Here is a 23,991-nt window from a genome sequence, read left to right as displayed (position 1 = left end):
GACAACTACCCCCGCCAGAAGCGCGGCATGAACAGGATCAAGAGCGTAAAAAGCTCCAGCCGGCCGAGCAGCATGGCGAAGCAGAGCAGCCACTTGGCGCCCTCGGGCATGGCGCCGTAATGGCCGGCCGGGCCGATCACCGGGCCGAGGCCGGGGCCGATATTCGACAGCATGCTGACCGCCGCGCTGGCGCTGGTCAGGAAGTCCAGGTCCATGGTGGTCAGCGCGATGGTCAGCACGCCGTAGCAGACGAAGTAGAGGGTGAAGAAGCCGACGACCGAGCCCATCACCTCGTCCGGGATCGGCTTGCCGCCATAGAGGCGCGGAAAGACGCCGCGCGGATAGAGCAGCCGCAGGAACTGCACCCGCAGCATCGCCGCCATCACCTGGAAGCGGAAGACCTTGAGCCCGCCGGCGGTGGAGCCGGTGCAGCCGCCGACGAACATCAGCCCGAAGAACAGCCCGGTCGTCGCCCCGCCCCACAGCCCGTAATCGGCGGAGGCGAAGCCGGTGGTGGTGACGATGGAGACGGTGTTCAGCGCGGCATGGCGCAACGCGTCGAGCGGCGGGTAGCGGTCATGCAGCACCAGCCAGCCGGTCAGCAGCAGGATGACCACGGCCAGCATGCCGAGCAGCCCATGCACCTGCGGGTCGCGCAGCAAAGCGTAGTCGCGCTGCATCAGGCGGATATAGAGGACGAAGGGCAACGCTCCGGCCAGCATGCCGAAGGTCGCGATCCAATGCACCGCGGCATTGTCCCAATGCGCCAGCGAGGCGTCGGCGGTGGAGAAGCCGGCGGTGGAAATCGTGCTGAGCGCATGGGCCACGGCGTCGAGCGGGCCCATCCCGGCCAGGGCATAGGCGATGGCGCAGACCAGGGTCAGCACCAGATAGGCGACCAGGATGCGCGCGGCGATCTGGCGCACCCGCGGCATCACCTTTTCCGAGCGGTCGGAGCTTTCGGTGCGGAACAGCTGCATGCCGCCGACGCCGAGTGTCGGCAAGATGGCCAGCGCCGTCGCGATGATGCCGATGCCGCCCAGCCATTGCAGCAGCGCCCGCCATAGCAGGATGCCGGGCGGCGCGGTGTCCAGCCCGTAGATCACCGTGGCCCCCGTGGTGGTCAGGCCGGAGACCGCCTCGAAGACCGAATTGGTGACGCTGCCGCCCAGCCCTTCCAGCGCCGACAGATAAAGCGGCACCGCCGCCGCGGCGCAGACCGCCAGCCAGGCCATCGGGGTGAGCAGGAAGGCCTGGCGGAGGGTCAGGCCCTCGGCCAGGTCGCAGCGCGTGGCGCGCAGCAGCGCGGCGGCGGCCAGCATGGTCCCCGCCGCACTGATGGCGAAGCCGCGCCAGTCCGGATGGTCGACCGCGGCATCGACGGCGGCCGGCAGCAGCATGAAGCCGCCCAGCACCAGCAGCATGCGCGCCACCAGATGCAGCACCGGGCGCAGCGGCGGCGGCGCCCAGTAGCCGCGCGGCTGCGGCCTCGCCTTGGCCTGGGGCTTCATCGGCCGGCGCCGGGCTCGCTGCCGGGCAGCGCGATCAGCGCCTCGGCGGCCTCGCGCGCGGCCTGGGCCACCACGGCGATCACCTCGTCGCCGGGCTGGATGCGGGTGGCGGGGTCGGGCAGCCGGGCCTCGCCGTCGCGCAGCAGGGCTGCGACCAGCACGCCCTTGGGCAGGTCGAGCTCCCCCAGCGGCGCCGAGACCAGGCGGGAGCCGGCCAAAGCGCGCAGTTCCAGCACCTCGACCATGCCATCGCCGAGCGGAAACACCTGCCCCACCGCGCCGCGCCGCACATGGCGCAGGATGGAGGCGATGGTGATGCTGCTGGGGCTGACCACCGCGTCGATGCCGAGCTCGTCCACCACGGGGGCGTAGCTGCTCTTGTTGACCAGGGTGATGGCGCGGCCGCAACCGGCGCGCTTGGCCAGCACCGAGACGAAGATATTGGTCTCGTCGTCGTTGGTCACGGCGATCACCGTGTCGACGGCGCCGATATTGGCCTCGTCCAGCAGCTCGCGGTCCAGCGCGTCGCCGCTGAGCACCACGCTGCCCGGGCCCAGCGCCTCGGCCACCAGGGCCGCGCGGGTCGGATCGTGCTCGATCACCTTGAGCGAGACCAAAGCGTCGCGGCGCAGCATCTGCGCCAGATGCAGGCCGACATTGCCGCCGCCGACGATGACGACGCGGCGCGCCTCCTCCTCGCGATGGCCGAAGGCGGCGACGACGGCATCCGCCCGCTCGGGCCGGGCGACGACATAGACGTCGTCGCCGGGCGCGATGCGCTCCTCGTCGCGCGGCATGCGGGCGGCGCCTTCGCGCAGAATGGCGACGATGCTGAAGCCGCGCTCCGCCGCCTCGCGCCGCAGCGCGCCCAGCGCCTGGCCGGCCATCGGGCAGCCGCCGCCCTCGCAATGGATGCCGAGCAATTGCAGCCGCCCGTCCGACAGCGGCGCCATGTCGAAGGCGCCGGGGGTGCGGAGCCGCCGGGCGATGCCGCGGGCGACCTCGACCTCGGGCGAGATGACGACATCGACCAAGGCGCGCTCGGCGGCCTGGGCGCCCTGCCAGTTGGGCTGCAGATAGCCGTGGTGGCGAAGACGGGCGATGCGGCGCTTGACCTGGAACAGCGCCTGGCCGACCAGGCAGGCGACCAGGTTGACCTCGTCGGAGCGGGTGACGGCGATCAGCAGGTCGGCCTCCTCGGCGCCCGCCGCGCGCAGCGTGTCGGGATGCGAGGCGAAGCCCGCCATCCCGCGCACGTCATAGCTTTCATCGGCCCGCCGCGCCGCCTCGGGCGAGGCGTCGATGACGGTGACGTCGTTGCCTTCCATCGACAGATGGCGGGCGATGGTGGTGCCGACCTGGCCCGCCCCGCAGATGATCACCTTCACGCGCCGCGCGCTCCCCGAAGCCTGTCGTGCCAGGGCGGCAGGCCCCGGCCGATGCAACATAGCGCATCGGCCAGGGTTTCGCTGCAGGCGCGGGGGGGGCCAGCGGCAGCCTAGGCGGCCGCGCGGGCCATCCCGACCATGGCGTGGCGGGCCTGGTCCATGTCATCGAGCGTGCCGAAGGCGTTCATATAGTGGCCCTGGAAGCCGCGGCGCTCGAGCAGCTCGAACATCGCGCCGAAGTCGAAATTGCCCTGCCCCGGCAGCAGGTGCTGCTCATGCCCGTTGCGGAAGCAATCGGCCAGCCGCACTTCCGCGACCCGCTCCAGCGGGATGGCGTCGACGAAGCCCTCGACGCCCTCCGGCATCAGATGCGCGTGGTTGGCGGTGAAGGACAGCGCGAAGGCGGGGGAATTGATGCGGTCGTAGTAGTAGCGCCACTCCTCCAGGCTATGCGCCAGGTAGTGGACCTCGGCATCGACCGGCTCCTTGTTCAGGTTCTCCAGCAGCAGCAGCGCGCCATGCTTCTCGGCATGCGCCACCATGCGCTGCAGCCGCGCGAGGCCGGCCTCCATCCGCATCTTCACGTCGGCGGTGAAGTGGTAGCCGGCATGGACGACGATCCAGGCGGCGCCCAGCTTCGGCGCCACCTCGATATAGGCGCGCATATAGGCGTCGACCGCTTCCGACAGGAAGGGCGAGTATTCGGCGACGTTCACCGCCGACAGCGTGTGCAGACCGATGGTCACGCCCTTGTCCTTCGCCTGGGCGCGGATGCGGGCGCAGCGGGCGTCGTCGAAGGAATCGACCTTGTTGGCGCCGGTGTCGAGCTGGATGTCGATGTAGCGCACGCCGCGCCCGGCGGCCCAGTCGATCGCCTGCTCCAGCGGCAGGCGGCGGCCGACATCGACGCCGATGCGGTCCAGCAAGCTTTCCTGTTGTGCCATGGTCGTGCTCTTCCCCTCAGACGGTTGCTCGGTTCTTCTCCGCCGCCGTGGTGGCGCGCGGGCCGCCTTCCTTGTAGGCGATGGCGGTCAGGAAGCGGGCGCGGCCGGAGCGCGTGTGCTGCTCCGCCTGCTGCCGCGCGGCCGTCGCGTCGCCGGCCAGGATGCTCTCCAGCAGGCGGCGGTGCTCGGCATTGGCCTCGGCCATGCTGCCCGCCCGGTCGAAGGAGCGGCGGCGCAGCATCGACAGCTTGCGGGTGTGGTCGAGATAGACCGCCTCCATCGCCGCATTGCCGGAAAAGGCCATGAGCTGCTCGTGGAACTCGATGTTGCCGGCGAAGAAACCCTCGGCGTCGCCGACCGCGATCCGCTGGTCCATGCGGTCGACGATGGCGCGCAGCGTCATCGCCTGCTCGCCGGTGCAAGCCACCGCCAGTCGCGCCGCGGCCGAGCCGAACAGCACCGAGTTCAGCTCGTAGATCTGCATCGCCTCGTCGATGGTCAGCGTGCGGACGAAGGCGCCGCGATTCAGGATGACGGTGACGAGACCGGTGCGCTCCAGCGCGCGCGCCGCCTCGCGCACGGGACCACGGCTGACGCCGAGCTGGCGGGCCAGGGTCACCTCGTTCAGCCGGGCGCCGGGCGGCAGGGCGCCGCTCCAGATCAGGGCCTCGAGCGCCGCCTGCACCTTGCTGGAGAGGGACTGCGCCGCCTCGCGCGCCGCCTGGATTGTAGACATTTTTTCCCCGCCGCCCCCGAGGCTTTGTCGGCAAAATCGCTTGCTGCAAATGCTCAGTCGCGATGTCGCGATCTCTTCGGTCTCGCTGGACCGGCTTTATTGTTTACATTCCGCAGACCGGGTGGCAAGACTCTTCGCCGGGAGAGAAACGATCTGCAGGGAAGCCCGGGGCAGCGCGATGCGCGCCCCGGATGCGGTTGCGATCTCTTCCGCCATGGCAGGGAGGATCCGATGGATATCGAGGCCAAAGGCATTGCCGACCCCCGGATCCTGACGCGGCGCGAAGCCGGCATCGGCTGGATCACCATCAACCAGCCGGAGAAGCGCAACGCCATCGCGCTGGCCATGTGGGACGCCATCGCCGCGGCTGCGACCGACTTCGCCGCCGATCCCGAGGTGCGCGTCGTCATCCTGCACGGCGCGGGCGGAAAGGCCTTCGCCTCCGGCGCCGATATCAGCGAGTTCGACCGCATCCGCGCCGATGCGGCGGCGCAGGAGGCCTATGGCCAGCGCAGCGCCGCGGCGCGCCGCGCGCTGGAAGGCATGGGCAAGCCGCTGATCGCCATGATCCAGGGCTTCTGCATCGGCGGCGGCTATGCCACCGCGCTGATCGCCGATATCCGCGTCGCCTCCGAGGACAGCCGCTTCGGCATTCCGGCGGCCAAGCTCGGCATCGCCTATGGCTATGAAAGCCTGGAGAAGCTGGTCGCGCTGACCGGCCCGGCCATGGCGAAGGAAATCATGTTCAGCGGCCGTCAGCTGGATGCGGCGGAAGCGCTGCGCACGGGCATGGTCAACCGCGTGGTGCCGGTCGACGCGCTCGAATCGGCGACGATCGAGCTGGCAACGCAGATCGCGAGGAATGCGCCGCTGTCCTTGAAGGCGTCGCGGATGGCGATCGAGCAAATTGTGGGAAGCCCGGAGAAGCGCGACCGCGCCGCGGTGGAGCAGGCGAACCGCGCCTGCTTCGACAGTGCCGACTACGCCGAAGGCCGCCGCGCCTTCCAGGAGAAGCGGAGCCCGGTCTTCAAGGGGCACTAGAGGAAGACGACGCGCGCCGAGCGGCCGCAGAGCCGCCGGCGCCGGTCCAGGCAGGGAGGATCGAGGGATGCGGATGATCAACAGGCGGCACTTCGTGGCGCTGGCGGCCGGCGGCGTCTTGCTGGCGCAGCAGAAGGCACGGGCGCAGGGGCTGCCGGCGCATGAGGCGGCGCTCTACGACGCGGCCAAGAAGGAAGGCGAGATCACCTGGTACACCGGCCAGATGCAGGCCGAGCCTTCCGAGGCGATCGGCCGCGCCTTCGGCGAGCGCTATCCGGGCGTGAAGGTCAATGTGGTGCGCAGCGCCTCGCAGGTGGCCTTCCAGCGGCTGGCGCAGGACATGCGCGCGCGGGTCAACCAGTGCGACGTCTTCAGCTCCACCGATTACAGCCATGCGGCGCATCTGAAGCGCAACGAGCAGCTGATGGCCTATCGCCCGGAGAATGCCAAGGGCCTGATCGAGGTGGCGCAGAAGGCCGCCGATCCGGACGGCTTCTTCCAGATCACCTATCTCGGCCTGTATCTGATGGCGCGGCACAGCAAGAACGTGTCGGAGGCCGATGCGCCGAAATCCTGGCGCGACCTGACCGATCCGCGCTGGAAGGACCGCGTCGCCGTCGGCCACCCCGGCTATAGCGGCGCCATCACCGCCTGGTGCCTGATGATGCAGGAGAAGTTCGGCGCCGGCTACTTCAAGGAGTTGGAGCGCAACCGGCCGCTGATCGGCCGCTCCAGCGGCGACCCGGTGACGACGCTGAATGCCGGCGAGCGGATGATCGGCGCGGCGATCCCTTCGGCGACGACCTTGCTCAGCATTTCGCGCGGCAATCCGGTGACGCTGATCTATCCGACCGACGGCACGCTGGTGGTGCCCTCGCCGACCGGGGCGATGCGCTCGGCGCCGCATCCGAATGCCGCGAAGCTGTTCATGGAATTCGTCACCAGCCCGGCCTACCACACCGCGACGCGCGCCTATTTCGGCGAATCGCTGCGGCCGGAAGTGCCGCCGCCGCCCGGCGCGAAGGCACTGGACAGCATCCCGCTCTACACGCCGAAGCCCGAGGATGTCGAAGCCAAGGCGCAGGAGGTCAAGGACCTCTGGCGCGATACTTTCGGGATCTAGGCTCGCGATACGCCGCCGCCCGCCCAACGAGGCGGGCGACCCAGGAGAAAAAAAGGAGGAGGGGATGACGGGAGTGGGGAGGCGCGGGCTGCTGGCAGCCGCCGCCATCATCGGCGCCACGCCGCGCGCGGGCGCCGCCGAATTGCCGCCGCATGAGCAGGAGCTCTACGGTGCCGCCCGGCGCGAGGGCGAGATGACCTGGTATGCCGGGCAGCTCAGCGCCGAGCCCTGCGAGGCCGTGGGCAAGGCCTTCACCGAGCGCTATCCGGGGGTGAAGGTCAATGTGGTGCGCAGCACCTCGCAGGTAGCCTTCCAGCGGCTGGCGCAGGACATGCGCGCCGGCATCGCGCAATGCGACGTGCTGAGCTCCACTGACTACAGCCATTCCTCCTTCCTGAAGCGCGAAGGGCGGCTGCTGGCATACCGGCCGAAGAATGCCGACGGGCTGCTCGAATTCGTCCGCAAGGCGGGCGACCCCGAGGACCATTTCCACGTCTTCTATATCGGCGTGCATCTGCTGGCGCGGCGCAACGACCGCGTGTCGGAGGCCGATGCGCCGAAAAGCTGGAAAGCGTTGACCGAGGCGCGCTGGCGCGACCAGCTCGCCGTCGGCCATCCCGGCTATAGCGGCGCCATCGGTGCCTGGGCGGTGCTGCTGCGCAAGCTCTATGGCTGGGATTACTTCAAGGCACTGGAAAAAAACCGGCCGCAGATCGGCCGCTCCTCGATCGATCCGGTGACGACGCTGAATGCCGGCGAGCGCAGCATCGGCGTGGCGATTCCCTCGGCCAGCACGCTGCTCAGCATGTCGCGCGGCAATCCGCTGTCGCTGATCTATCCGGAGGACGGCACCGTGGTGGTGCCCTCGCCCAGCTGCATCCAGAAGAACGCGCCGCATCCCAACGCGGCCAAGCTGTTCATGGAATTCGCCACGGGGCCCGAATATTTCCGTGTGACCCGCGCCTTCTTCAACGAATCGCTGCGCGCCGACGTGCCGCCGCCGGAGGGCTCGCGCCCGCTCGAGCAGGTCAAGGTGATCATGCCGACGCCGGAGGAGATCGAGAAGGGCGTGCCGGAGGTGAAAGAGCAATGGCGCGACACCTTCGGCATCTGACCTCAGGCCCCGCCGCAAAAGGATCCGCCGGCGCATGACCGAGACCGTGACCCTGCCCAAGCCGGCCATCGAGGCGCGCCCGCCCGGCGTGCTGACGCGGCTGCGCTATCTCGAGCCCTCCAACCTGCTCTGGCTGCTGCTGGTGCTGATCCTGCTGTTCCTGGTGGCGGTGCCGATCGGCAAGCTGCTGGTCGTCAGCTTCGAGCAGCAGGGGACCGGCGCCTTCACCCTCAGCAACTACGCGACCGCCTATGGCCGGGTGCGCTACCTGGAGGCGCTGGGCAATTCGCTGATCCTGGGGACGTCCTCGGCGCTGCTGGCGGCGGTCTTCGCGGTGCCGATGGCCTGGGCGGTGTCGCGCACCGACATGCCGGGCAAGGGGCTGACCTGGGCGGCGGTGATGGGTGCCTTCATCATGCCGCCCTATCTCGGCGCCGTCGGCTGGATCCTGCTGGCCGGGCCGAATTCCGGCTTCATCAACCAGGCCTGGCGCTGGGTGACGGGGGCGGAGGGGGCGCTGGTCAATGTCTACAGCTTCCCTGGCCTGGCGCTGGTCATCGCGCTGCATTCCTTCCCGCTGATCTTCATCTTCGTCAAGTCCGCGCTCGACCTGATCTCGTCGGAGATGGAGGATGCGGCGAACATCCTCGGCGCCGGCACCATGACGGCAACGCGGCGGGTCACGCTGCCGCTGGTCTGGCCGGCGATCCTGGGCGGCACCATCGTCGTCTTCCTGGAGACCATCGCGCTGTTCGGCACGCCGGCCATCATCGGCATCCCGGCGCGGATCAACGTGGTGACGACGCAGCTCTGGCAGTTCTTCGAATATCCGGTGCGGGTCGAGGTCGCCGCCGCTTATGCCATGCCGCTGCTGCTGATCACCGTCGGCATCATCCTGGCGCAAAAACTGCTGCTGGCGCGGAAAGGCTATGTCTCGCAGACCGGCAAGGGCGGCGAGCGGCGCATCATCCGCCTGGGCGTCTGGCGCTGGCCGGTCTTCGCCTATTGCGCGATCGTCGGCTCGATGGCCGTGGTCATGCCGGTCGCGGTGCTGCTGCAATCCTCCTTCGCCAAGGCCTGGGGGCGCGGGCTGCTGGCGCCGGGCAACTTCACCTTCGACAACTACACCTATCTGTTGTTCCGCCACGAGATGGCGCTGAGCTCGATCTGGAACACCCTGTGGTACTCAGCGACGGCGGCGACCGCGGCGGTGCTGATCGCCGTGCTGGTGGCCTATATCGTTACCCGCAAGCTGGTGCCCTTCGGCTCGGCGCTGGGCTTCCTGGCGATGGCGCCCTTCGTCATCCCCGGCATCGTCATGGCGATCGGCTTCTACGCCGCCTATGCCGCGCCGCCGCTGGCGCTCTACGGCACGGCGCTGATCATCATCCTGGCCTTCACCGCGCGCTTCCTGCCGATCGCCTTCGCCAATGCCTCGGCCGCGGTGCGCTCGGTGCATCCGGAGATGGAGGAGGCCTCGCGCATCCTGGGCGGCGGCCGGCTGATGACGGTGGCCCGCATCACCGCGCCGCTGATCCGGCGCAGCCTGCTGGGCGGCTGGCTGATCGTCTTCATCGTCGCCTCGCGCGAGCTGTCTTCTGCCGTCTTCCTGGTCGGGCCGCGCACCCGCACCATGGCCGTGCTGCTCTACGACCTGAGCGAAGCAGGCAATTTCGAGGTGCTCTCGGCTTTCGGCGGCCTGCTGCTCGCCATCACCCTGATCCTTGTCGGCATCGGCATGAAGCTGGCCGGCCGCGACTTCATGCTGCGGAGGAACTGACCCCATGCCCCGTCTGACCCTGAAGGGCCTCGGCAAGGCCTATGGCAAGCTGAAGGTGGTGGACGACGTCGACCTGACGCTGGAGGAAGGGGAATTCGTCTCGCTGCTCGGCCCCTCGGGCTGCGGCAAGACGACGACGCTGCGCATGATCGCCGGCTTCGTCGAGCCGACCTCGGGCAGCATCACGCTGAACGGCCAGGTGCTCTCCGCCCCTGGCGCGGTGCTGCCGCCGGAGAAGCGCGGCATGTCGATGATCTTCCAGAGCTATGCCATCTGGCCGAACATGACCGTCGCCGAGAATGTCGGCTTCGGCCTGACCCTGAAGAAGCTGCCGAAGGAGGAGGTGCGCGCCAAGGTCAAGCGCATCCTCGAGGTGGTGCAGATGGCGCATCTGGCCGACCGCTACCCGGCCGAGCTCTCGGGCGGGCAGCAGCAGCGCGTGGCCCTGGCCCGCGCCATCGTGGTGCAGCCGGCCGTGCTGCTGCTGGACGAGCCGCTGTCCAACCTCGACGCCAATCTGCGCGAGGAGATGCGCTTCGAGATCCGCCGGCTGCATGACGAGTTCCGCTTCACCACCGTCTATGTCACCCATGACCAGGCCGAGGCCATGGCGACGGCCGACCGCATCGCGGTGATGCAGGGCGGGCGGATCGAGCAGGTGGACGCGCCGCATGTCATCTACACCCGGCCGCGCACCCGCTTCGTCGCCGGCTTCATCGGCCGCACCAACCTGATCGAGGGCCGCTTCGCCAATGGCGAGGTCGGGCTGGACGGCTTCGCCCTGCGCTCCGACCAGATCCCGGGCAGCATGCCCGCCTCCTCGCAGCCGATCCTGCTGTCGCTGCGGCCGCAGGGCATGGCGCTGCATCGCGGCCGCCCGGCCACGGGACGCGACGGGGTGCCGCTGCTGGCGGCCACCGTCGCCCAGCGCACCTATCTGGGCGAGTCCTGGGACTATATCGTGCATCCGGAGGCGAGCGGCCTGAAGCTGCGCGTCACCGCGCCACCGCTGCAGGTGCATGAGGTGGGTGAAAGCGTCTGGCTGGAAATCGATCCGCAGCAGATCGCTGTGGTGAACTAGCCGCGCAGATGCTCGCGCAGCGTGGCGCCGGCATAATCCCGCCGGAAGACGCCACGCTGCTGCAGAATCGGCACCACGCTGCGACAGAACTGCTCGTACATGCCGGGAAATGTCGTCGGCGTCAGGACGAAGCCGTCGCAGGCATGGCTTTCAAACAGGTCGATCAGCCGGTCGGCGATGCTCTCGGGCGTGCCGACCAGCTGCGGGCAGAGCTCGCTGGTGGCGAAGCGGCGCGCGGCCTCGCCCAGCGTCAGCCCCTCGCGCTTCGTGCCTTGCAGGATGACGTCGAAGGAGCCGCGCGAGCCTTCCTCGACGATGATGTCGGAGAGCGGCTGCTCGGGATCGAGCTTCGACAGGTCGATGCCGATATGGCCGGAGATCTGCGCCATGCCGAGCTTTGTGTCGACCAGACTGTTGACGTAATCGGCCTGCTCCCGCGCGATGGACTCGGTCGCGCCGATCACCACGTCGATCGAAGGCAGCACCACGCATTGATCAGGTGCCCGCCCGAATTTTTCCATACGCCCTTTGAAGTCGGCGTAGAAATCCTGCATGTCGGCTTTTTCATGCTGCAGGGTGAAAATGATCTCTCCCCAGCGGGCGCCGAAGTCGCGACCGCGTTCGGAGCTGCCGGCCTGCATGATCACCGGCCGCCCCTGCGGCGAACGCGGCGCGGTCAGCGGGCCACGCGTGCGTATCCACTGCCCTTTATAATCGGCATAGTGGATTCGGGCGGGATCGGCGAATTGTCCCGAGGCCTTGTCCAGCAGCAGCGCCCCCTCGTCCCAGCTGTCCCAGAGGGCCCAGCAGGCCTCCAGCACCTCGTCGGCACGGTCGTAGCGCTGGGCGCGGCTCGGTATGTCCTTCATGCCGAAGTTGCGCGCCTCCAGCGTGCTGGTGGAGGCCACCACATTCCAGGCAGCACGGCCATGGCTCATATGGTCGAGCGTCGAGAGCATCCGTGCCACCTGATATGGATGGTTGAAGGTGGAGGAGTAGGTCAGGCCGAGGCCGATGCGGCTGGTCACCCGCGCCATGATCGGCAGGATCACCGCCGGGTCGAGCAGGCAGACCTGCCCGCCGCGGCCGACCATGGTGTCGTATTTCCCCTCATAGAGATCGTAGAGGCCGAGGATATCGGCGAAGAACAGCGCGTCGAATTTTCCTGCCTCCAGCACGCGGGCGATGTGCTCGTAGCGCGAGGGGTCCAGCAGGTCGTCGACATTGGATTCCGGATGCCGCCAGGCGCCATGGTGGTGGCAGGTCGGGCCGGTCATCAGGAAGGCCACCAGATGCATCTGTCGCGGGGTCATCGCTCCATCTCCCAGCCGGTCAGAATTCGCGCAGCGTGTCGCGCAGCAGGCGATGCGCGTAGCGGCTTCGGGTCAGGCCGCGGCGCTGCAACGCCGGCACCAGCCCCTCGGTGACCTCCATCACCGTGCGGCGGCTGCTGCGCTGGAAGGGCGTGCTGATCAGGAAGCCGTCGCCGCCAATCTCGGCCATGGCATCGCCCATCATTTCCGCGACCTCGTCCGGCGTGCCGACCAGGCGCAGCCCGCCGTCGAAGCGCTCGGAGGCCAGCTGGCGCAGCGTCTTGCCGCTGCCCCATTGCGCGAACTTGTCGAGCGACCCCTGCTCGCCATTGGTGGTCAGGCGCGGCAGCTCGGCATCGAGGTCGAACCGGGAAAAGTCGATGTCGGTGACGGTGCCGATGCTGGCCAGCGCGGACTCGACGAAGTCGGGGGCGGTGACACGGCGCTGGTACCTGGCTTCGGCCTCGGCGGTGGTCTCGCCGACCACCGGATAGACGAGGAACAGCACCTTGATGCTGTCGGGGTCCCTGCCCGCCTTGACGGCACGGGCGCGGACATCGTCGCGATACCACTTCATGCCTTGGGGACCGTTGGCGGTCGCGATGATGGAGTCCGCGGTGCGGGCGGCGAACTCCCGCCCGCGTGGAGACCCACCGGCCTGGACATAGACCGGCTTGCCCTGCGGCGAGCGCACCGTGTTCAGCGGTCCGCGGCACTTGAAGTACTTGCCCTCGAAATGGATCGGATGGACCTTGCGGAAGTCGGCATAGGTGCCGCTGGCGCGGTCGCGCAGCACCGCATCGGGCTCCCAGGACTCGAAGAGCCGCGTGACCAGATCGACATACTCGTCGGCCATGGCGTAGCGCTGCTCGCGCGGCGGCAGCGCGTCCATGCCGAAATTCTGCGCCGCCGCATCCTCGCCGGAGGTGACGATGTTCCAGCCGAAACGGCCGCCGCAGATGCTGTCGATGGTCGAGGCCAGCCGCGCCAGCAGGAAGGGCGGGTAGGCCATGGTCGACATGGTGGCGACCACGCCGAGATGGGTCGTTGCAGCGCCGATCATCGCCGCCAGCGGCAGCGGATCATGCTTCGGCGCCTGCAGCGCGTGGCGCAGCGTGGCCTCGGGAGTGCCGCGCCAGGCCTCGGAGACCATCAGCGTGTCTTCGAGCATGATGTAGTCGAAGCAGGCGCGCTCCATCGCCTGCGCCATCTCGACATAGAACTTGCCGTCCCAGGGCGACGTGTCGGCCGTGAAGGGGTGGTTCCACTCGCCCGCCGTGAAATTGGCGAACCAGCCGAGATGGAAAGGTTTCGGCATGCGGATCGGAGTCCTCTCTCAGCCCAGATAAGCTTCCTGCACCGCCTCGCTGTCGATCAGCGCGGCCCCGGTGCCGGACAGCACAACCTCGCCGGATTGCAGCACATAGGCGGTCTCGGCGATCTCGAGCGCCATGAAGGCGTTCTGCTCGACCAGCAGCACGGTGACGCCCAGGCGGTTGATCGCCGTCACCGTCTCGAAGATCTGGTCGACCAGGCGTGGCGCCAGGCCCATGCTCGGCTCGTCCAGCAGCAGCAGGCTGGGCTTGGCCATCATGGCGCGGCCCATGGCCAGCATCTGCTGCTCGCCGCCCGAGAGCGTGCCGCTGAGCTGCGCCATGCGCTCGCGCAGCCGCGGGAAGAGGGTCAGCACCTCGTCCAGATCGGCCTGCAGCTCGGAGCGCATGGCGCGGCGCCGGAAGGCGCCCATGGCAAGGTTCTCGGCGACGGTGAGGCGGCCGAAGATGCGCCGGCCCTCCGGCACCTGCACCAGGCCCAGCGTCACCCGGTCATGCGGCGGCACGGCGGCGATGTCGCGGCCATCGAGCAGCACGCGGCCGCCGACCAGCGGCCGCAGCCCGCAGATGGCGTTCAGTGCCGTGGTCTTGCCGGCGCCGTTGGCGCCCACCAGCGCACAGATCCTGCCGGACGGAACCTGTAGGGAGATGCCCCGCAATGCCTGGATCTTCCCGTAGGCGACGCACAGCTCCTCGACTTGGAGCGAGCTCACGCGCGCTTCTCCAGCGCGTCCATGCCGTGCTTGGCCGCCCGCGCACCGAGATAGGCAGCGATCACCGCCGGATCGGCGCGGATCTGCGCCGGCGTGCCGGCGGCGATGCAGACACCATGGTCCAGCACGTGGATCTGCTCGGAAATGCCCATGACGACGCGCATCTGATGCTCGATCAGCAGGATGCCGACGCCGTGCTCGTCGCGGATGCGGGCGATCAGCTCCATCATCGCATGGCTCTCCACCGGGTTCATGCCGGCCGCCGGCTCGTCCAGCAGCAGCAGGACGGGCTGCACCGACAGGGCACGGGCGATTTCCAGTCGGCGCTGGTCGCCATAGGACAGGTGCCGCGCCAGCCGGTCGCCGCGGCCGCCAAGGCCGAGATCGAGCAGCAGCGCGCGGGCCCGCGCCTCCACCGCCGCGACCGTCGCGCGATGCGCCGGCGTCGCCAGCAGCGCGCCCAGCAGCGTCTCCGGCCGCCTGACGCCAAGCCCGACCATGATGTTCTCCAGCGCCGTCAGGTCGGGGAAAAGGCGGATGTTCTGATAAGTGCGGGCGATGCCGCGCGCCGCCACCAGATCGGGCCGCAGCCCGTCGATACGCGCGCCCTGCAGCCAGATCTCGCCGGCGCTGGGCGGGGTGAAGGAGGTCAGGCAGTTGAACAGCGTGGTCTTGCCGGCCCCGTTCGGGCCGATCACCGCATGGATCGCGCCCGGCGCCATGGCCAGGCTGACGCGGTCCACCGCGAGCAGCCCGCCGAAGCGCTTGCTGACGCCCGCCGCACGCAGCAGCTCGGTCATGCGACCTCCCGTTGGCGGATGGCCGCGGGACTCAGTCCTTCCGGCTTGAAGCGGACGATGGCGATGATGACGAGGCCGTAGATCAGGTAACGATGCTCACCGAGGTCGCGCAGCACCTCCGGCGCGCCGATCAGCGCGGCGGCGCCGACAACCACGCCGGGCAGGCTGCCGATGCCGCCCACCACCAGCACCGCCAGCACATTCACCGAGACCAGCAGCTGGAAGCTCTGCGGGAAGACCGAGCCGGCCATGGCGGCGAACAGCCCGCCCGCCAGCCCCGCGAAGGCGGCGCCGATCGTATAGGCCATCAGCTTGACCTGGACGAGGTTGATGCCCAGCGCCTGGGCCACGTCCTCATCCTCGCGCACCGCCAGCCAGCGGCGGCCGATTCCCGAATGCTGCAGCCGCCACGCGCAGTATCCGGCGAGTGCTGCGAAGGCGGCGGTCAGGTAGAACAGCCGCGTCGGGCTGCCGAGGATGACGCCGAACAGCGCCGGCTTGGGGATATCGACGATGCCCTGGGCGCCGCCGAGCAGCGGCTTCAGCATGTCGGACAGCACCAGGACGCGGATGACCTCGCCGAGGCCCAGCGTCGCGATGGCCAGATAGTCGCCACGCACCCGCAGCACCGGCAAACCGAACAGAAAACCGGCCAGCGCGGCGAAGAGCACCGAGAAGGGCAGCGCCGCGAAGAAGCCCAGATGCGCGACGCCGGCGGTCTCGGCGGTCAGCAGCGCGACGGTATAGGCGCCGACGGCGAAGAAGGCGACGAAGCCGAGATCGACCAGGCCGGCGAGGCCGAGCTCGACATTCAGGCCCAGCCCCATCAGCGTGTAGAGGCAGACCAGCATCATCACCTGGGCGACGAAATCATTGGTCACCGCCGGCAGCAGCAGGAGCAGCGCCAGGCAGAGCAGCTGCAGCGCCAGCCGTGCGCGGGATGGCAGCGCGGCGAAGTGGCGCGCGCCCGGACGGGCCGCGGCGAGCGCGCCGATCCCGGCCGCGGCCATCGCCCCGGCGGGCAGCAGCCCGTCATAGCTGAAGGCCCAGCCGTCGATCTCGCCGAGGCCGGACAGCAGGCTGCGGATCAGTTCCCGCAACAGCCCCGCGAGCACCACGCCCAGCAGCGCGCCCATCAGCAGCCGCCGCGCCTTGGGCGGCAGCAGCACCAGCGCGGTGCCGAGCAAGGCGGCCGCGGCGCCACCGGCGGCCAGCAGCAGCATCGCCTGCTGCTCCGGCAGCATGTAGCCGACGCGGTTCAAGGTGACGGGTGTCAGCGACACCAGCATCCAGCGCAGGTTGGCCACGCGTGCCGCCATCACCAGCAGCACGACCAGCACCCCCGCCAGAGCCCCGCACAGCAGGGCCCGCGGCACGGCGCCGGCCCAGGACTGGCCGCGCGCCGCCACCATGCCGGCGCGCAGCGCGATGGCCAGCATCAGCGCATGGCCGATATCGAGCAGGCCCACCACCAGCCAGCGGTTGGAGAACTGGCCGAAGAGCCCGACCAGCACCAGGCCGGCGCAGGCGCCGGTGACGGCCAGGGCCAGGCGGGTGGCGTCGCGGGCCAGCGCCAGGGGCTCGAGGCGGGCGGGCAGCGTCATGGCGAGGTCGCTCATGGCGTCAGGCCCGCTTCACCGCCAGGCGCTCGCCCAGCAATCCGCGCGGACGGAAGATCAGCACCATGACGAGCATCGTATAGGCGATGGCGTCGCGCAGCTGATAGGGCGCGGCGACGCCGATGCCCTCGAGGAACAGCGCCGGGCCCAGGCTTTCCACCAGACCCAGCGAGAAGCCGCCCAGCATGGCGCCGGGGATGTTGCCGATGCCGCCCAGCACGGCGGCGCCGAAGCCTTTGACCCCGAGAAAGAACCCCATGAAGAAGGAAATCTGCTTGAAGACCAGGCCGTAGAGCAGGCCGGCCACCCCCGCCAGCGCGCCGCCGAGGGCGAAGGTGAAGACGATGACGCGGTCGACATTGATGCCCATCAGGATGGCGGCGTCCTGGTCCTCGGCGACGGCGCGCATCGCGGTGCCCATGCGGGTGCGCATGACGACCAGCGTCAGCACCAGCATGGTCAGCACCGCGGCCAGCATGACGATCAGCTGCACGCGCGGGATCGACAGGCCGAAGACCAGGACGGCGCCATCGATCGCCGGGAAGGAGGGAAACGCCTTGTTCTGCGCGCCGAACATGCCGCGCGCCGAGTATTCCAGCACGAAGGACAGGCCCAGCGTGCTGATCAGCGGCGCCATCGCGCGGCCGCGGCGGAAGGGGCGATAGGCGATGCGCTCGGCGAGGATGGCCAGGCCCGCAGCCACCAGCATGCAGGCCAGCAAGGCGAGCGCGAAGGACAGCGCCGGCTGCGTCGCCAGCAGCCCGTTGCGGTTGCAGGCGATCAGGGTGAAGCAGGCGGCATAGGCGCCGAACATGAAGACGTCGCCATGGGCGAAGTTCACCATGCGCAGGATGCCGTAGACCATGGTGTAGCCCAGCGCGATCAGCGCGTAGATCGCGCCGATCACCAGGCCGAAGACCAGGAAGGAGGCCCATTCGTCGCGCCCGTAGCGCGGATGCAGCAGGCCCGCGACGAAGCCGTAGCCGACGATGCCCAGCACCAGCAGCCGCAGCGCGACGAGGAAGACATCGACCCAGGTGGCGCGGCGCCACCCGTCCTGCAGGCGGGGCAGCAGCCCGCTCACTGGAAGACGCGCCGCGGGTTCTTGCCCTCCTGGAAGCTGCCGGGATCGCCGCTGGTGTATTCGAAGACGGCGAAGCGCGAGGCGCCGCAATCGCCATGCGGGTCGCAGGACAGGCGGCCGGTGATGCCGTCCAGGCCGGCGGTCCGCATCAGCGCGTCGCGCAGCGCGGCGCGGCCGATATAGGTGTTGCCCTCGGCATCCTTCACCGCGACCCTTTCGATCGCCAGCATCATGGCGAGCGCCGCGTCATAGCCGTTTCCGTGGAAGCCACCGATCGGATTCTCGCCGAATTTCGCCAGGTACTTGGCGCGGAAATCGACATAGCGCTGGCCCAGCACCGCCGGGTCGTTGTTGATGCCGGTCATGCGGTAGCCGATGGCGGCATCGCCGGCGGCCTCGAGGAAGGCCGGCGCCATGACCGCGTCGGTGCCGAGCACGGGGGTGCCGGCCAGGCTGCCGATCTCCTTGGCCTGGCGCACCAGATAGGCCGTGGCGCCGACGAAGATGGGGGCGAAGATCAGCTCCGGCTTGGCCGTGCCGATGCGGGTCAGCACCGGACGCAGGTCGCTGTCGGAGGCGGCGACGGCCTCGGCGGCGACGATGGTGCCGCCGGCGGCCTTGAACTGCGCCTCGAAGGCGCGGACCAGCTGCTCGGCATAGAGGCTGCCATCATGCAGCGTCGCGACGCGCGTGAATGTCTGCGCTTGCGCATAGCGGACGGCGGCGGCGGCGGCGTTGATGTCGTTGTAGACGAAGCGCACGGTGCCCTGCAGGCCGACGGGCCGGTCGGGCGCGGTCAGGGCGGGGGCCGTGGCGCTGGTCACCGCCTGGGGCATGCCGGCATTCCACAGGATCGGCGCGCCGCCGCGGGCCTCCGACGAGCAGGCGGTGCCGATGACGCCGACGATCTGCCGGTTGGCGGCCAGGCGCGTGGCGCCGGTCTGGCCGCCTTCGACGCTGCATTGCCCGTCTTCCGGCAGGTAGCGGATCGGATGGCCGACGAGGACGTTCCTGCGGTCGTCGAAAGCGATCTCGGCGCCGCGCGAGGCGTCGAGGCCGAGCGACAGGTCGGGGCCGGACAGGACCATCAGCCCGCCGATCAGGATGGGCGCGCCGCGCGGGATACGGACCACGCCAACCGGGTCGGTCACCGGCCCGAGGGTTTCCGCGCGCGCCAGACCGGCGGGGCCCGCCAGCAGGCCCGCGGCAAGGGCCAGCGCGGTGAGACGGCGGGGGAGAACTGAAGACAGAATCGTCACGCGGCGCCTCCTGCGGGGGATGGCAGGCGCGCGGTCAGGCGCGCCCTTCGGTGGGACGAAAGCATGGTCGGGCATCGCCCGCCGGCGCGGCGCCGCGAGCTTCCAGGCGAGACGGATGGCCGGGATCGCTGTCGGCGACAGCAATCCCGGGCAACGGCGTCAGCGGGGCGCGGCGCGGCCCAGGCGGGGGTGGAAAGCCGGAATCCAGGACAGCCTGCAGCCTCCTTTTCCAGATGGCGGCGCCATCCCGATCCCGGGGCCGCCTGCGAGGATCAGCTTAGGTCAGGGATTTTTCCGGGGGGAAGCGCATTTGCCGCGGTGCAGCAGGCGGATTCCGCCCGCCAAAAACAAACGGCCCAAGATTTAGGCGTTTGCCAGAGCGTCCCGCATCGTGCATGGGCATATCGGCCCTATCGGAGAAACGGCTGGCATGAGCACCATCTTTCTCGACTGCTTCGACGACATGATTCCGCTGTGGAAGGCGGTGGCCGCGGCCGGCGACCCCACGGTGGTGGTGAACATCGAGCCGGGCCAGCCGGCGGATATCCCGGCGCTGCTGGCGGGCCACGACACCTGCATCGTCGATCACAGCTATTTTGACGCCGGTCTGCTCGGGCGCTGCCCCGATCTGAAGCATATCGTCTTCCTGGGCACCGGCGCCTCCAGCTTCATCGACCTGGCGGCGGCCGAGAAGAACGGCATCACCGTCCACACCATCAAGGGCTATGGCGACACCACGGTGGCCGAGCACACCATCGCGCTCGCCCTGTCGGCGGCGCGCGGCGTCGCCAAGATGGACCGCGAGGTCCGCGCCGGGCAGTGGCGCCAGGTGGAGGGGCTGCAGGTCAACGGCAAGGTGCTGGGCATCGTGGGCCTCGGCGGCATCGGCCGCGAGGTGGCGCGGATGGGCCAGGGCCTGGGCATGAAGGTGGTCGCCTGGAACCGCAGCCCGGTCGAGAGCCCGGCCTGCCCCATGGCGCCGCTGGAGGAGGTGCTGGCCACGGCCGACATCCTGTGCCTGACCATGGCGCTGAACGACGGCAGCCGCGGCTTCCTCAATGCCGAGCGGCTGAAGCTGACCAAGAAGGGTGTCATCTTCGTCAACACGGCGCGGGCCGACATCGTCGACAATGCCGCGCTGGTCGCCCTGCTGCGCGAGGGGCATGTGCGCCATGCCGCGCTCGACGTCTTTAGCCAGGAGCCGCCGGCGGGGGATGATCCTTTCCTCGGCCTCGACAATGTCACGCTGACGGCGCATGCCGGCTTCATGACGCCCGAGGCGACCATGACCATGCTGCGCCGCGCACTGGACATCGTCATCAGCGTCGGCGGCTGAGTTTTGAGGGGGGCGCCGCCCCCCCTCTTTCAGCCTTCCGCCAGGGTCTCGCGCAGCGTCGTGGTGGCATAGCGGTTGCGGAAGCGGCCGCGGCGCTGCAGCTCCGGCACCAGGAGGTCCACGATGGCCGTCAGGTCCTCGAACAGCGAGGCGGTGTGGCCCAGCATGAAGCCGCCGCGGGACCCGGTGGCCTCGAAGGCCTCCTCCAGGATATCGGCGAGCTCCGGCGCGGTGCCGGCCAGCATGGTGTTGTGGCTGGTGGCGTAGCGGGCGCCCTCCTCGAGGAACTCGGCCCGGGTCATCTCCGTGTCCTCGCCCAGCTCCTCCGCCATCTTCTGCACCGGGCTGACCGGCGAGGCATTGGCGGCGACGATCTCCGCCTGGATCTCTTTCAGCGTGAACCGGGCCGGCAGCGTCGAGAAATCATAGCCGCAATTGTAGGACAGATAGGCACCCACCGCTTCCGGAGGGATGAAGGACAGCAGCGCATCCTTGCGGGCCACGGCCTCGGCGCGGCTTTCGGCGACCGTGATCGGGGTCTGCCACAGGATGCCGACCTTGGCCGGGTCCTTGCCCAGGGCGACCAGCGCCTGGTCGAGGGCGACCCGCTGCTTCGCCTGCGAGGCCAGCGCCATGTCCTGGCCGAAGACATGGTCGGCCACATAGGCCGAGGCGCGGATGCCCCTCGGCGAGCCGCCGGCCTGGATCAGCACCGGCCGGCCCTGCGGCGAGGGCGGCGTGTTCAGCGGCCCCTCCACCTTGAAGAAGCGGCCATGGTGGCGGACATCGCCGATGCGCGACGGCTCGGCCACCCGGCCGGTCTCGGCGTCCCAGAGCATGGCGTCGGGCTGCGCGCTGTCCCAGAGCAGGCGGCAGACATCGACGAATTCCTCCATCCGGTCGTAGCGGGCCTCGTGCTCCATGAGCTCGTCGAAGCCGAAATTGGCGGCATCCGACTTGCGGGTGGAGGTGACCAGGTTCATCGCCACCCGCCCGCCGGTGATGTGGTCGATCGAGTTCATCAGCCGCGACAGGTAGTAGGGATGCATGAAGGTGGAGGAATAGGTCAGGCCGAAGCCGATATGGCGGGTCACCCGCGACATGGCGACCATCAGAGGGTTGAAGTCCTGCCGCGGCCAGTTCATGCCCCATTCGATGGCGGCGTCGCGTGACCCGCCATAGGTGTCCGGCACCCCGGTCCCGTCGCCGGTGAAGAGCATGTCGAGGCAGCCGCGCTCGGCCAGGCGCGCGACCTCCTCATACATCGCGACATCGGGGAAGCGGCGGCCGCGCAGCGCCCCGGGCTTGCGCCAGCGGCCGCCCATATGGGCGTAGGACAGGTCGAAACCCAGATGCATCATCGTCTTGGCCAAGGGCGGGCTCCTCGCGGGCAGAAGGGTCTGGCCCACGCCATGCAATGACCGTTCCGCGGCTGAAACCCCTGCCCGACAAGAAAGGGGGCCGCCCTGCGGCGACCCCCTCCCCGGCCGTATCTCTATATAGAGTGTTACCGGTCCTGCACCTCGAGCTGGCGGTTCACCCGCAGCGCCCCCAGGGTGCAGAGCACGCCGGAGAGCAGATAGGCGCCGACCGCCGCCGGGCCGATCAGGTCGGACAGGCTGAGCGCCACCAGGGGGGCGAAGGCCGCGCCCAGCAGCCAGGCGACGTCCGAGGTGAAGGCGGCGCCGGTGTAGCGGAAGCGCTGCGAGAAGTTCGAGGCCAGCGCGCCGCTGGCCTGGCCGAAGGACAGGCCCAGCAGGGTGAAGCCGGCCAGCACGAAGAGCGTCTCGCCATGGCGGCCGCCATTCAGCAGGAAGGGCGCGGCCAGGGCGAAGAGCCCGATCAGCACCGCGCCGATGGCCAGCTGGCTGCGCCGGCCGATGCGGTCGGCCACCAGGCCGGAGATCACGACGCTGACCACGCAGAGAACGGCGCCGATCAGCTGCACCGACATGAAGTCGGCCGGCGACCGGTCGGTGTTCAGCGCGATCCAGGCCAGCGGGAAGACGGTGACCAGGTGGAACAGGGCGAAGCTGGCCAGCGGCACGAAGGCGCCGATCAGCACGTTGCGCCCCTCATTGTCGAGCAGCGAGAAGACCGTGGTCGGCTGCAGCTCGTGCTTGTCCAGCAGGGTCGAGAATTCGCGGGTCGCCACCAGCCGCAGCCGGGCGAAGAGCGCCACCACGTTCACCGCGAAGGCGACGAAGAAGGGATAGCGCCAGCCCCAGTCGAGGAAGTCCTGGGTGGTCAGGGTGCCGTAGAGATAGGCGAAGAGGCCGCTGGCCAGGGCGAAGCCGAGCGGCGCGCCGAGCTGCGGCATCATCGCATACCAGCCCCGCTTGTTCTGCGGCGCGTTCAGCGACAGCAGCGAGGCCAGCCCGTCCCAGACGCCGCCGAGCGCGAAGCCCTGGCCCAGGCGGAACAGCGCCAGCGAGGCCACGGCCCACCAGCCGGCCTTCTCGAAGCCGGGCAGGAAGGCGATCGAGGCCGTCGAGCCGCCGAGCAGGAAGAGCGCCACCGTCAGCTTGGTGCCGCGGCCGTAGCGGCGGTCCACCGCCATGAAGACGAAGGAGCCGACGGGACGCGCCAGGAAGGCGAGCGGGAAGATGGCGAAGGCGAAGAGGGTGCCCTGCAGCGGGGTGAAGTCGGGGAAGAACAGCGCCGGGAAGACCAGGGCCGAGCCGATGGCATAGACGAAGAAGTCGAAGAATTCCGAGGTGCGGCCGATCACCACGCCGAGCGCGATGTCGCCCGCCGAGGCCTCGTGGTCATCGGCGTTGACCAGCCGGGCGTCGCGTTCCAGCGAGGCCGAATGCAATGCCGCGTCAGGCATTTGAATCATGAATTCCGCCCCTTTTTCAACGTTTTATAACCAGTCGGGTGGCATCAGGCTTCCCGACTTGTTGTGGTCCCGAACCTGTCAAGTCAGGTGGTCCCCCAAGGATGCTAACAGGACCGGCGATGGGACAAAACGTCCTATCCCTGCCTCTCCACCCCCCTCTTAAGAGGGTGCACCGCAGCATGGTTTCCTGAGCGAGTGGCATGCCCCCGAAGATTTTGCGCATCCTGGCCCTGCTTCCGCTGGGCCTCTTCCTCTCCGGTTGCAACCTGGTGATCCTGTCGCCCTCGGGGGACATCGCCGCCCAGCAGCGCGACCTGATCATCGCCTCGACCGTGTTGATGCTGATCATCATCGTTCCGGTGATGGTGCTCACGCTGTTCTTCGCCTGGCGCTACCGCGCCTCGAACAAGGCCGCGACCTACGACCCCGAATGGCACCACTCGACCAAGCTCGAGGTGGTGATCTGGGCCGCGCCGCTCGCCATCATCATCGTGCTGGGCGCCATGACCTGGACGGCGACGCATCTGCTCGACCCCTACCGCCCGCTGGCGCGCATCGATGCCGACCGGCCGGTGACCGCCGAGCACAAGCCGCTGACGGTCGAGGTCGTGGCGCTCGACTGGAAATGGCTGTTCATCTACCCGGAGCAGGGTTTCGCCACGGTGAACGAGCTCGCCGCGCCGGTGGACACCCCGATCAACTTCCGCATCACCGCCTCCTCCGTGATGAACTCCTTCTCCATCCCGGCCATGGCGGGGATGATCTATGCCATGCCGGGCATGGAGACGAAGCTGCATGCGGTGATCAACCGCGAGGGCGTCTATGACGGTCTCTCGGCCAATTACAGCGGCGCCGGCTTCTCCGACATGCGCTTCAAGTTCCACGGGCTGAGCCAGCAGGGCTTCGACGCCTGGGTGGCGCAGAACAAGGCCGCCGGCGGCCTTGTTCTGCGCCACCCAGGCGTCGAAGCCCT

General features: G+C 69.1%; 20 protein-coding genes. 7 read left to right on the top strand and 13 right to left on the bottom strand.

Translation table 11 applies throughout. The features are described 5' to 3' along the window. Positions 1–5: 5 nt before the first annotated feature. The 4 genes from BKE38_RS03375 to BKE38_RS03360 form a co-directional block, all read right to left on the bottom strand. The gene (locus BKE38_RS03375) at positions 6–1,511 is read right to left on the bottom strand and encodes a TrkH family potassium uptake protein (RefSeq protein ID WP_083747270.1); all 1,506 of its coding nucleotides are present in this window, start codon (positions 1,509–1,511) and stop codon (positions 6–8) included. Next, a complete protein-coding gene (trkA, locus tag BKE38_RS03370) occupies positions 1,508–2,899 on the bottom strand; it encodes a Trk system potassium transporter TrkA (RefSeq protein WP_076955959.1) in 1,392 nt (463 codons plus the stop codon). Before trkA ends, BKE38_RS03375 begins: the two co-directional genes overlap by 4 nt. Positions 2,900–3,009: 110 nt before the next feature. Next, a complete protein-coding gene (locus tag BKE38_RS03365; protein ID WP_076955958.1) occupies positions 3,010–3,843 on the bottom strand; it encodes a sugar phosphate isomerase/epimerase family protein in 834 nt (277 codons plus the stop codon). A 16-nt stretch (positions 3,844–3,859) separates the two neighbouring features. Then, a complete protein-coding gene (locus tag BKE38_RS03360) occupies positions 3,860–4,579 on the bottom strand; it encodes a GntR family transcriptional regulator (RefSeq protein WP_076955957.1) in 720 nt (239 codons plus the stop codon). Between the two features lie 231 nt (positions 4,580–4,810). Between BKE38_RS03360 and BKE38_RS03355 the strand changes: the two genes are divergently transcribed. The 5 genes from BKE38_RS03355 to BKE38_RS03335 all read left to right on the top strand — a co-directional run bounded on the left by BKE38_RS03355 (position 4,811) and on the right by BKE38_RS03335 (position 10,718). Continuing rightward, positions 4,811–5,620 carry an enoyl-CoA hydratase gene (locus BKE38_RS03355; protein ID WP_076955956.1) on the top strand — a complete coding sequence of 270 codons (810 nt, stop codon included), beginning with the start codon at positions 4,811–4,813 and terminating at the stop codon, positions 5,618–5,620. 67 nt (positions 5,621–5,687) lie between these two features. Continuing rightward, positions 5,688–6,743, top strand: a complete 1,056-nt coding sequence (locus tag BKE38_RS03350; protein WP_076955955.1) for an ABC transporter substrate-binding protein — start codon at positions 5,688–5,690, stop codon at positions 6,741–6,743. A 64-nt stretch (positions 6,744–6,807) separates the two neighbouring features. Then, positions 6,808–7,857, top strand: coding sequence for an ABC transporter substrate-binding protein (locus tag BKE38_RS03345; RefSeq protein WP_076955954.1), 1,050 nt, complete (start codon positions 6,808–6,810; stop codon positions 7,855–7,857). Between the two features lie 34 nt (positions 7,858–7,891). After that, positions 7,892–9,637, top strand: a complete 1,746-nt coding sequence (locus BKE38_RS03340) for an ABC transporter permease (RefSeq protein ID WP_076955953.1) — start codon at positions 7,892–7,894, stop codon at positions 9,635–9,637. Between the two features lie 4 nt (positions 9,638–9,641). Beyond that, on the top strand, positions 9,642–10,718 hold the full coding sequence (locus BKE38_RS03335) for an ABC transporter ATP-binding protein (RefSeq protein WP_076955952.1): 1,077 nt from the start codon (positions 9,642–9,644) through the stop codon (positions 10,716–10,718). On the opposite strand, the gene BKE38_RS03330 is transcribed toward BKE38_RS03335, so the two are convergent. From BKE38_RS03330 to BKE38_RS03300, 7 genes are read right to left on the bottom strand one after another with little or no spacing between them, the layout of a single operon-like run. Then, a complete protein-coding gene (locus BKE38_RS03330; RefSeq protein ID WP_076955951.1) occupies positions 10,715–12,031 on the bottom strand; it encodes an LLM class flavin-dependent oxidoreductase in 1,317 nt (438 codons plus the stop codon). The genes BKE38_RS03335 and BKE38_RS03330 overlap by 4 nt on opposite strands. Before the next feature lie 19 nt (positions 12,032–12,050). After that, positions 12,051–13,349, bottom strand: coding sequence for an NtaA/DmoA family FMN-dependent monooxygenase (locus BKE38_RS03325; RefSeq protein WP_076955950.1), 1,299 nt, complete (start codon positions 13,347–13,349; stop codon positions 12,051–12,053). Between the two features lie 18 nt (positions 13,350–13,367). After that, positions 13,368–14,078 (bottom strand): ABC transporter ATP-binding protein, encoded by a 711-nt coding sequence (locus tag BKE38_RS03320; protein WP_076955949.1) that lies wholly within the window; start codon positions 14,076–14,078, stop codon positions 13,368–13,370. Beyond that, complete coding sequence (locus tag BKE38_RS03315) at positions 14,075–14,878, bottom strand: ABC transporter ATP-binding protein (protein WP_076955948.1); 804 nt, start codon at positions 14,876–14,878, stop codon at positions 14,075–14,077. Before BKE38_RS03315 ends, BKE38_RS03320 begins: the two co-directional genes overlap by 4 nt. Then, complete coding sequence (locus BKE38_RS03310) at positions 14,875–16,497, bottom strand: branched-chain amino acid ABC transporter permease (RefSeq protein ID WP_076955947.1); 1,623 nt, start codon at positions 16,495–16,497, stop codon at positions 14,875–14,877. The genes BKE38_RS03315 and BKE38_RS03310 overlap by 4 nt, the downstream gene beginning before the upstream one ends. 4 nt (positions 16,498–16,501) lie before the next feature. Next, positions 16,502–17,581: a branched-chain amino acid ABC transporter permease gene (locus tag BKE38_RS03305; protein ID WP_207553475.1), complete on the bottom strand. Its 1,080-nt coding sequence runs from the start codon at positions 17,579–17,581 to the stop codon at positions 16,502–16,504. Then, positions 17,578–18,840 (bottom strand): branched-chain amino acid ABC transporter substrate-binding protein, encoded by a 1,263-nt coding sequence (locus BKE38_RS03300; RefSeq protein ID WP_207553474.1) that lies wholly within the window; start codon positions 18,838–18,840, stop codon positions 17,578–17,580. Before BKE38_RS03300 ends, BKE38_RS03305 begins: the two co-directional genes overlap by 4 nt. Before the next feature lie 430 nt (positions 18,841–19,270). On the opposite strand from BKE38_RS03300, the gene BKE38_RS03295 reads away from it, so the two are divergent. Then, entirely contained in the window at positions 19,271–20,176 is a 906-nt protein-coding gene (locus BKE38_RS03295) for a 2-hydroxyacid dehydrogenase (protein ID WP_076955946.1), read from the top strand. A 29-nt stretch (positions 20,177–20,205) separates the two neighbouring features. On the opposite strand, the gene BKE38_RS03290 is transcribed toward BKE38_RS03295, so the two are convergent. After that, the gene (locus tag BKE38_RS03290) at positions 20,206–21,549 is read right to left on the bottom strand and encodes an NtaA/DmoA family FMN-dependent monooxygenase (RefSeq protein WP_207553473.1); all 1,344 of its coding nucleotides are present in this window, start codon (positions 21,547–21,549) and stop codon (positions 20,206–20,208) included. Between the two features lie 134 nt (positions 21,550–21,683). After that, a complete protein-coding gene (locus BKE38_RS03285) occupies positions 21,684–23,018 on the bottom strand; it encodes an MFS transporter (RefSeq protein WP_076955945.1) in 1,335 nt (444 codons plus the stop codon). 200 nt (positions 23,019–23,218) lie between these two features. Between BKE38_RS03285 and cyoA the strand changes: the two genes are divergently transcribed. Continuing rightward, the coding region (gene cyoA, locus BKE38_RS03280) for a ubiquinol oxidase subunit II (protein ID WP_076955944.1) at positions 23,219–23,991 on the top strand (773 nt) is incomplete at its 3' end.

This window comes from Teichococcus deserti, from assembly GCF_001982615.1.
Classification (GTDB): Bacteria; Pseudomonadota; Alphaproteobacteria; order Acetobacterales; family Acetobacteraceae; genus Pseudoroseomonas; species Pseudoroseomonas deserti.
Note: the sequence above shows the minus strand (reverse complement) of the source record. Positions and strands in the feature narration are given on the sequence as shown.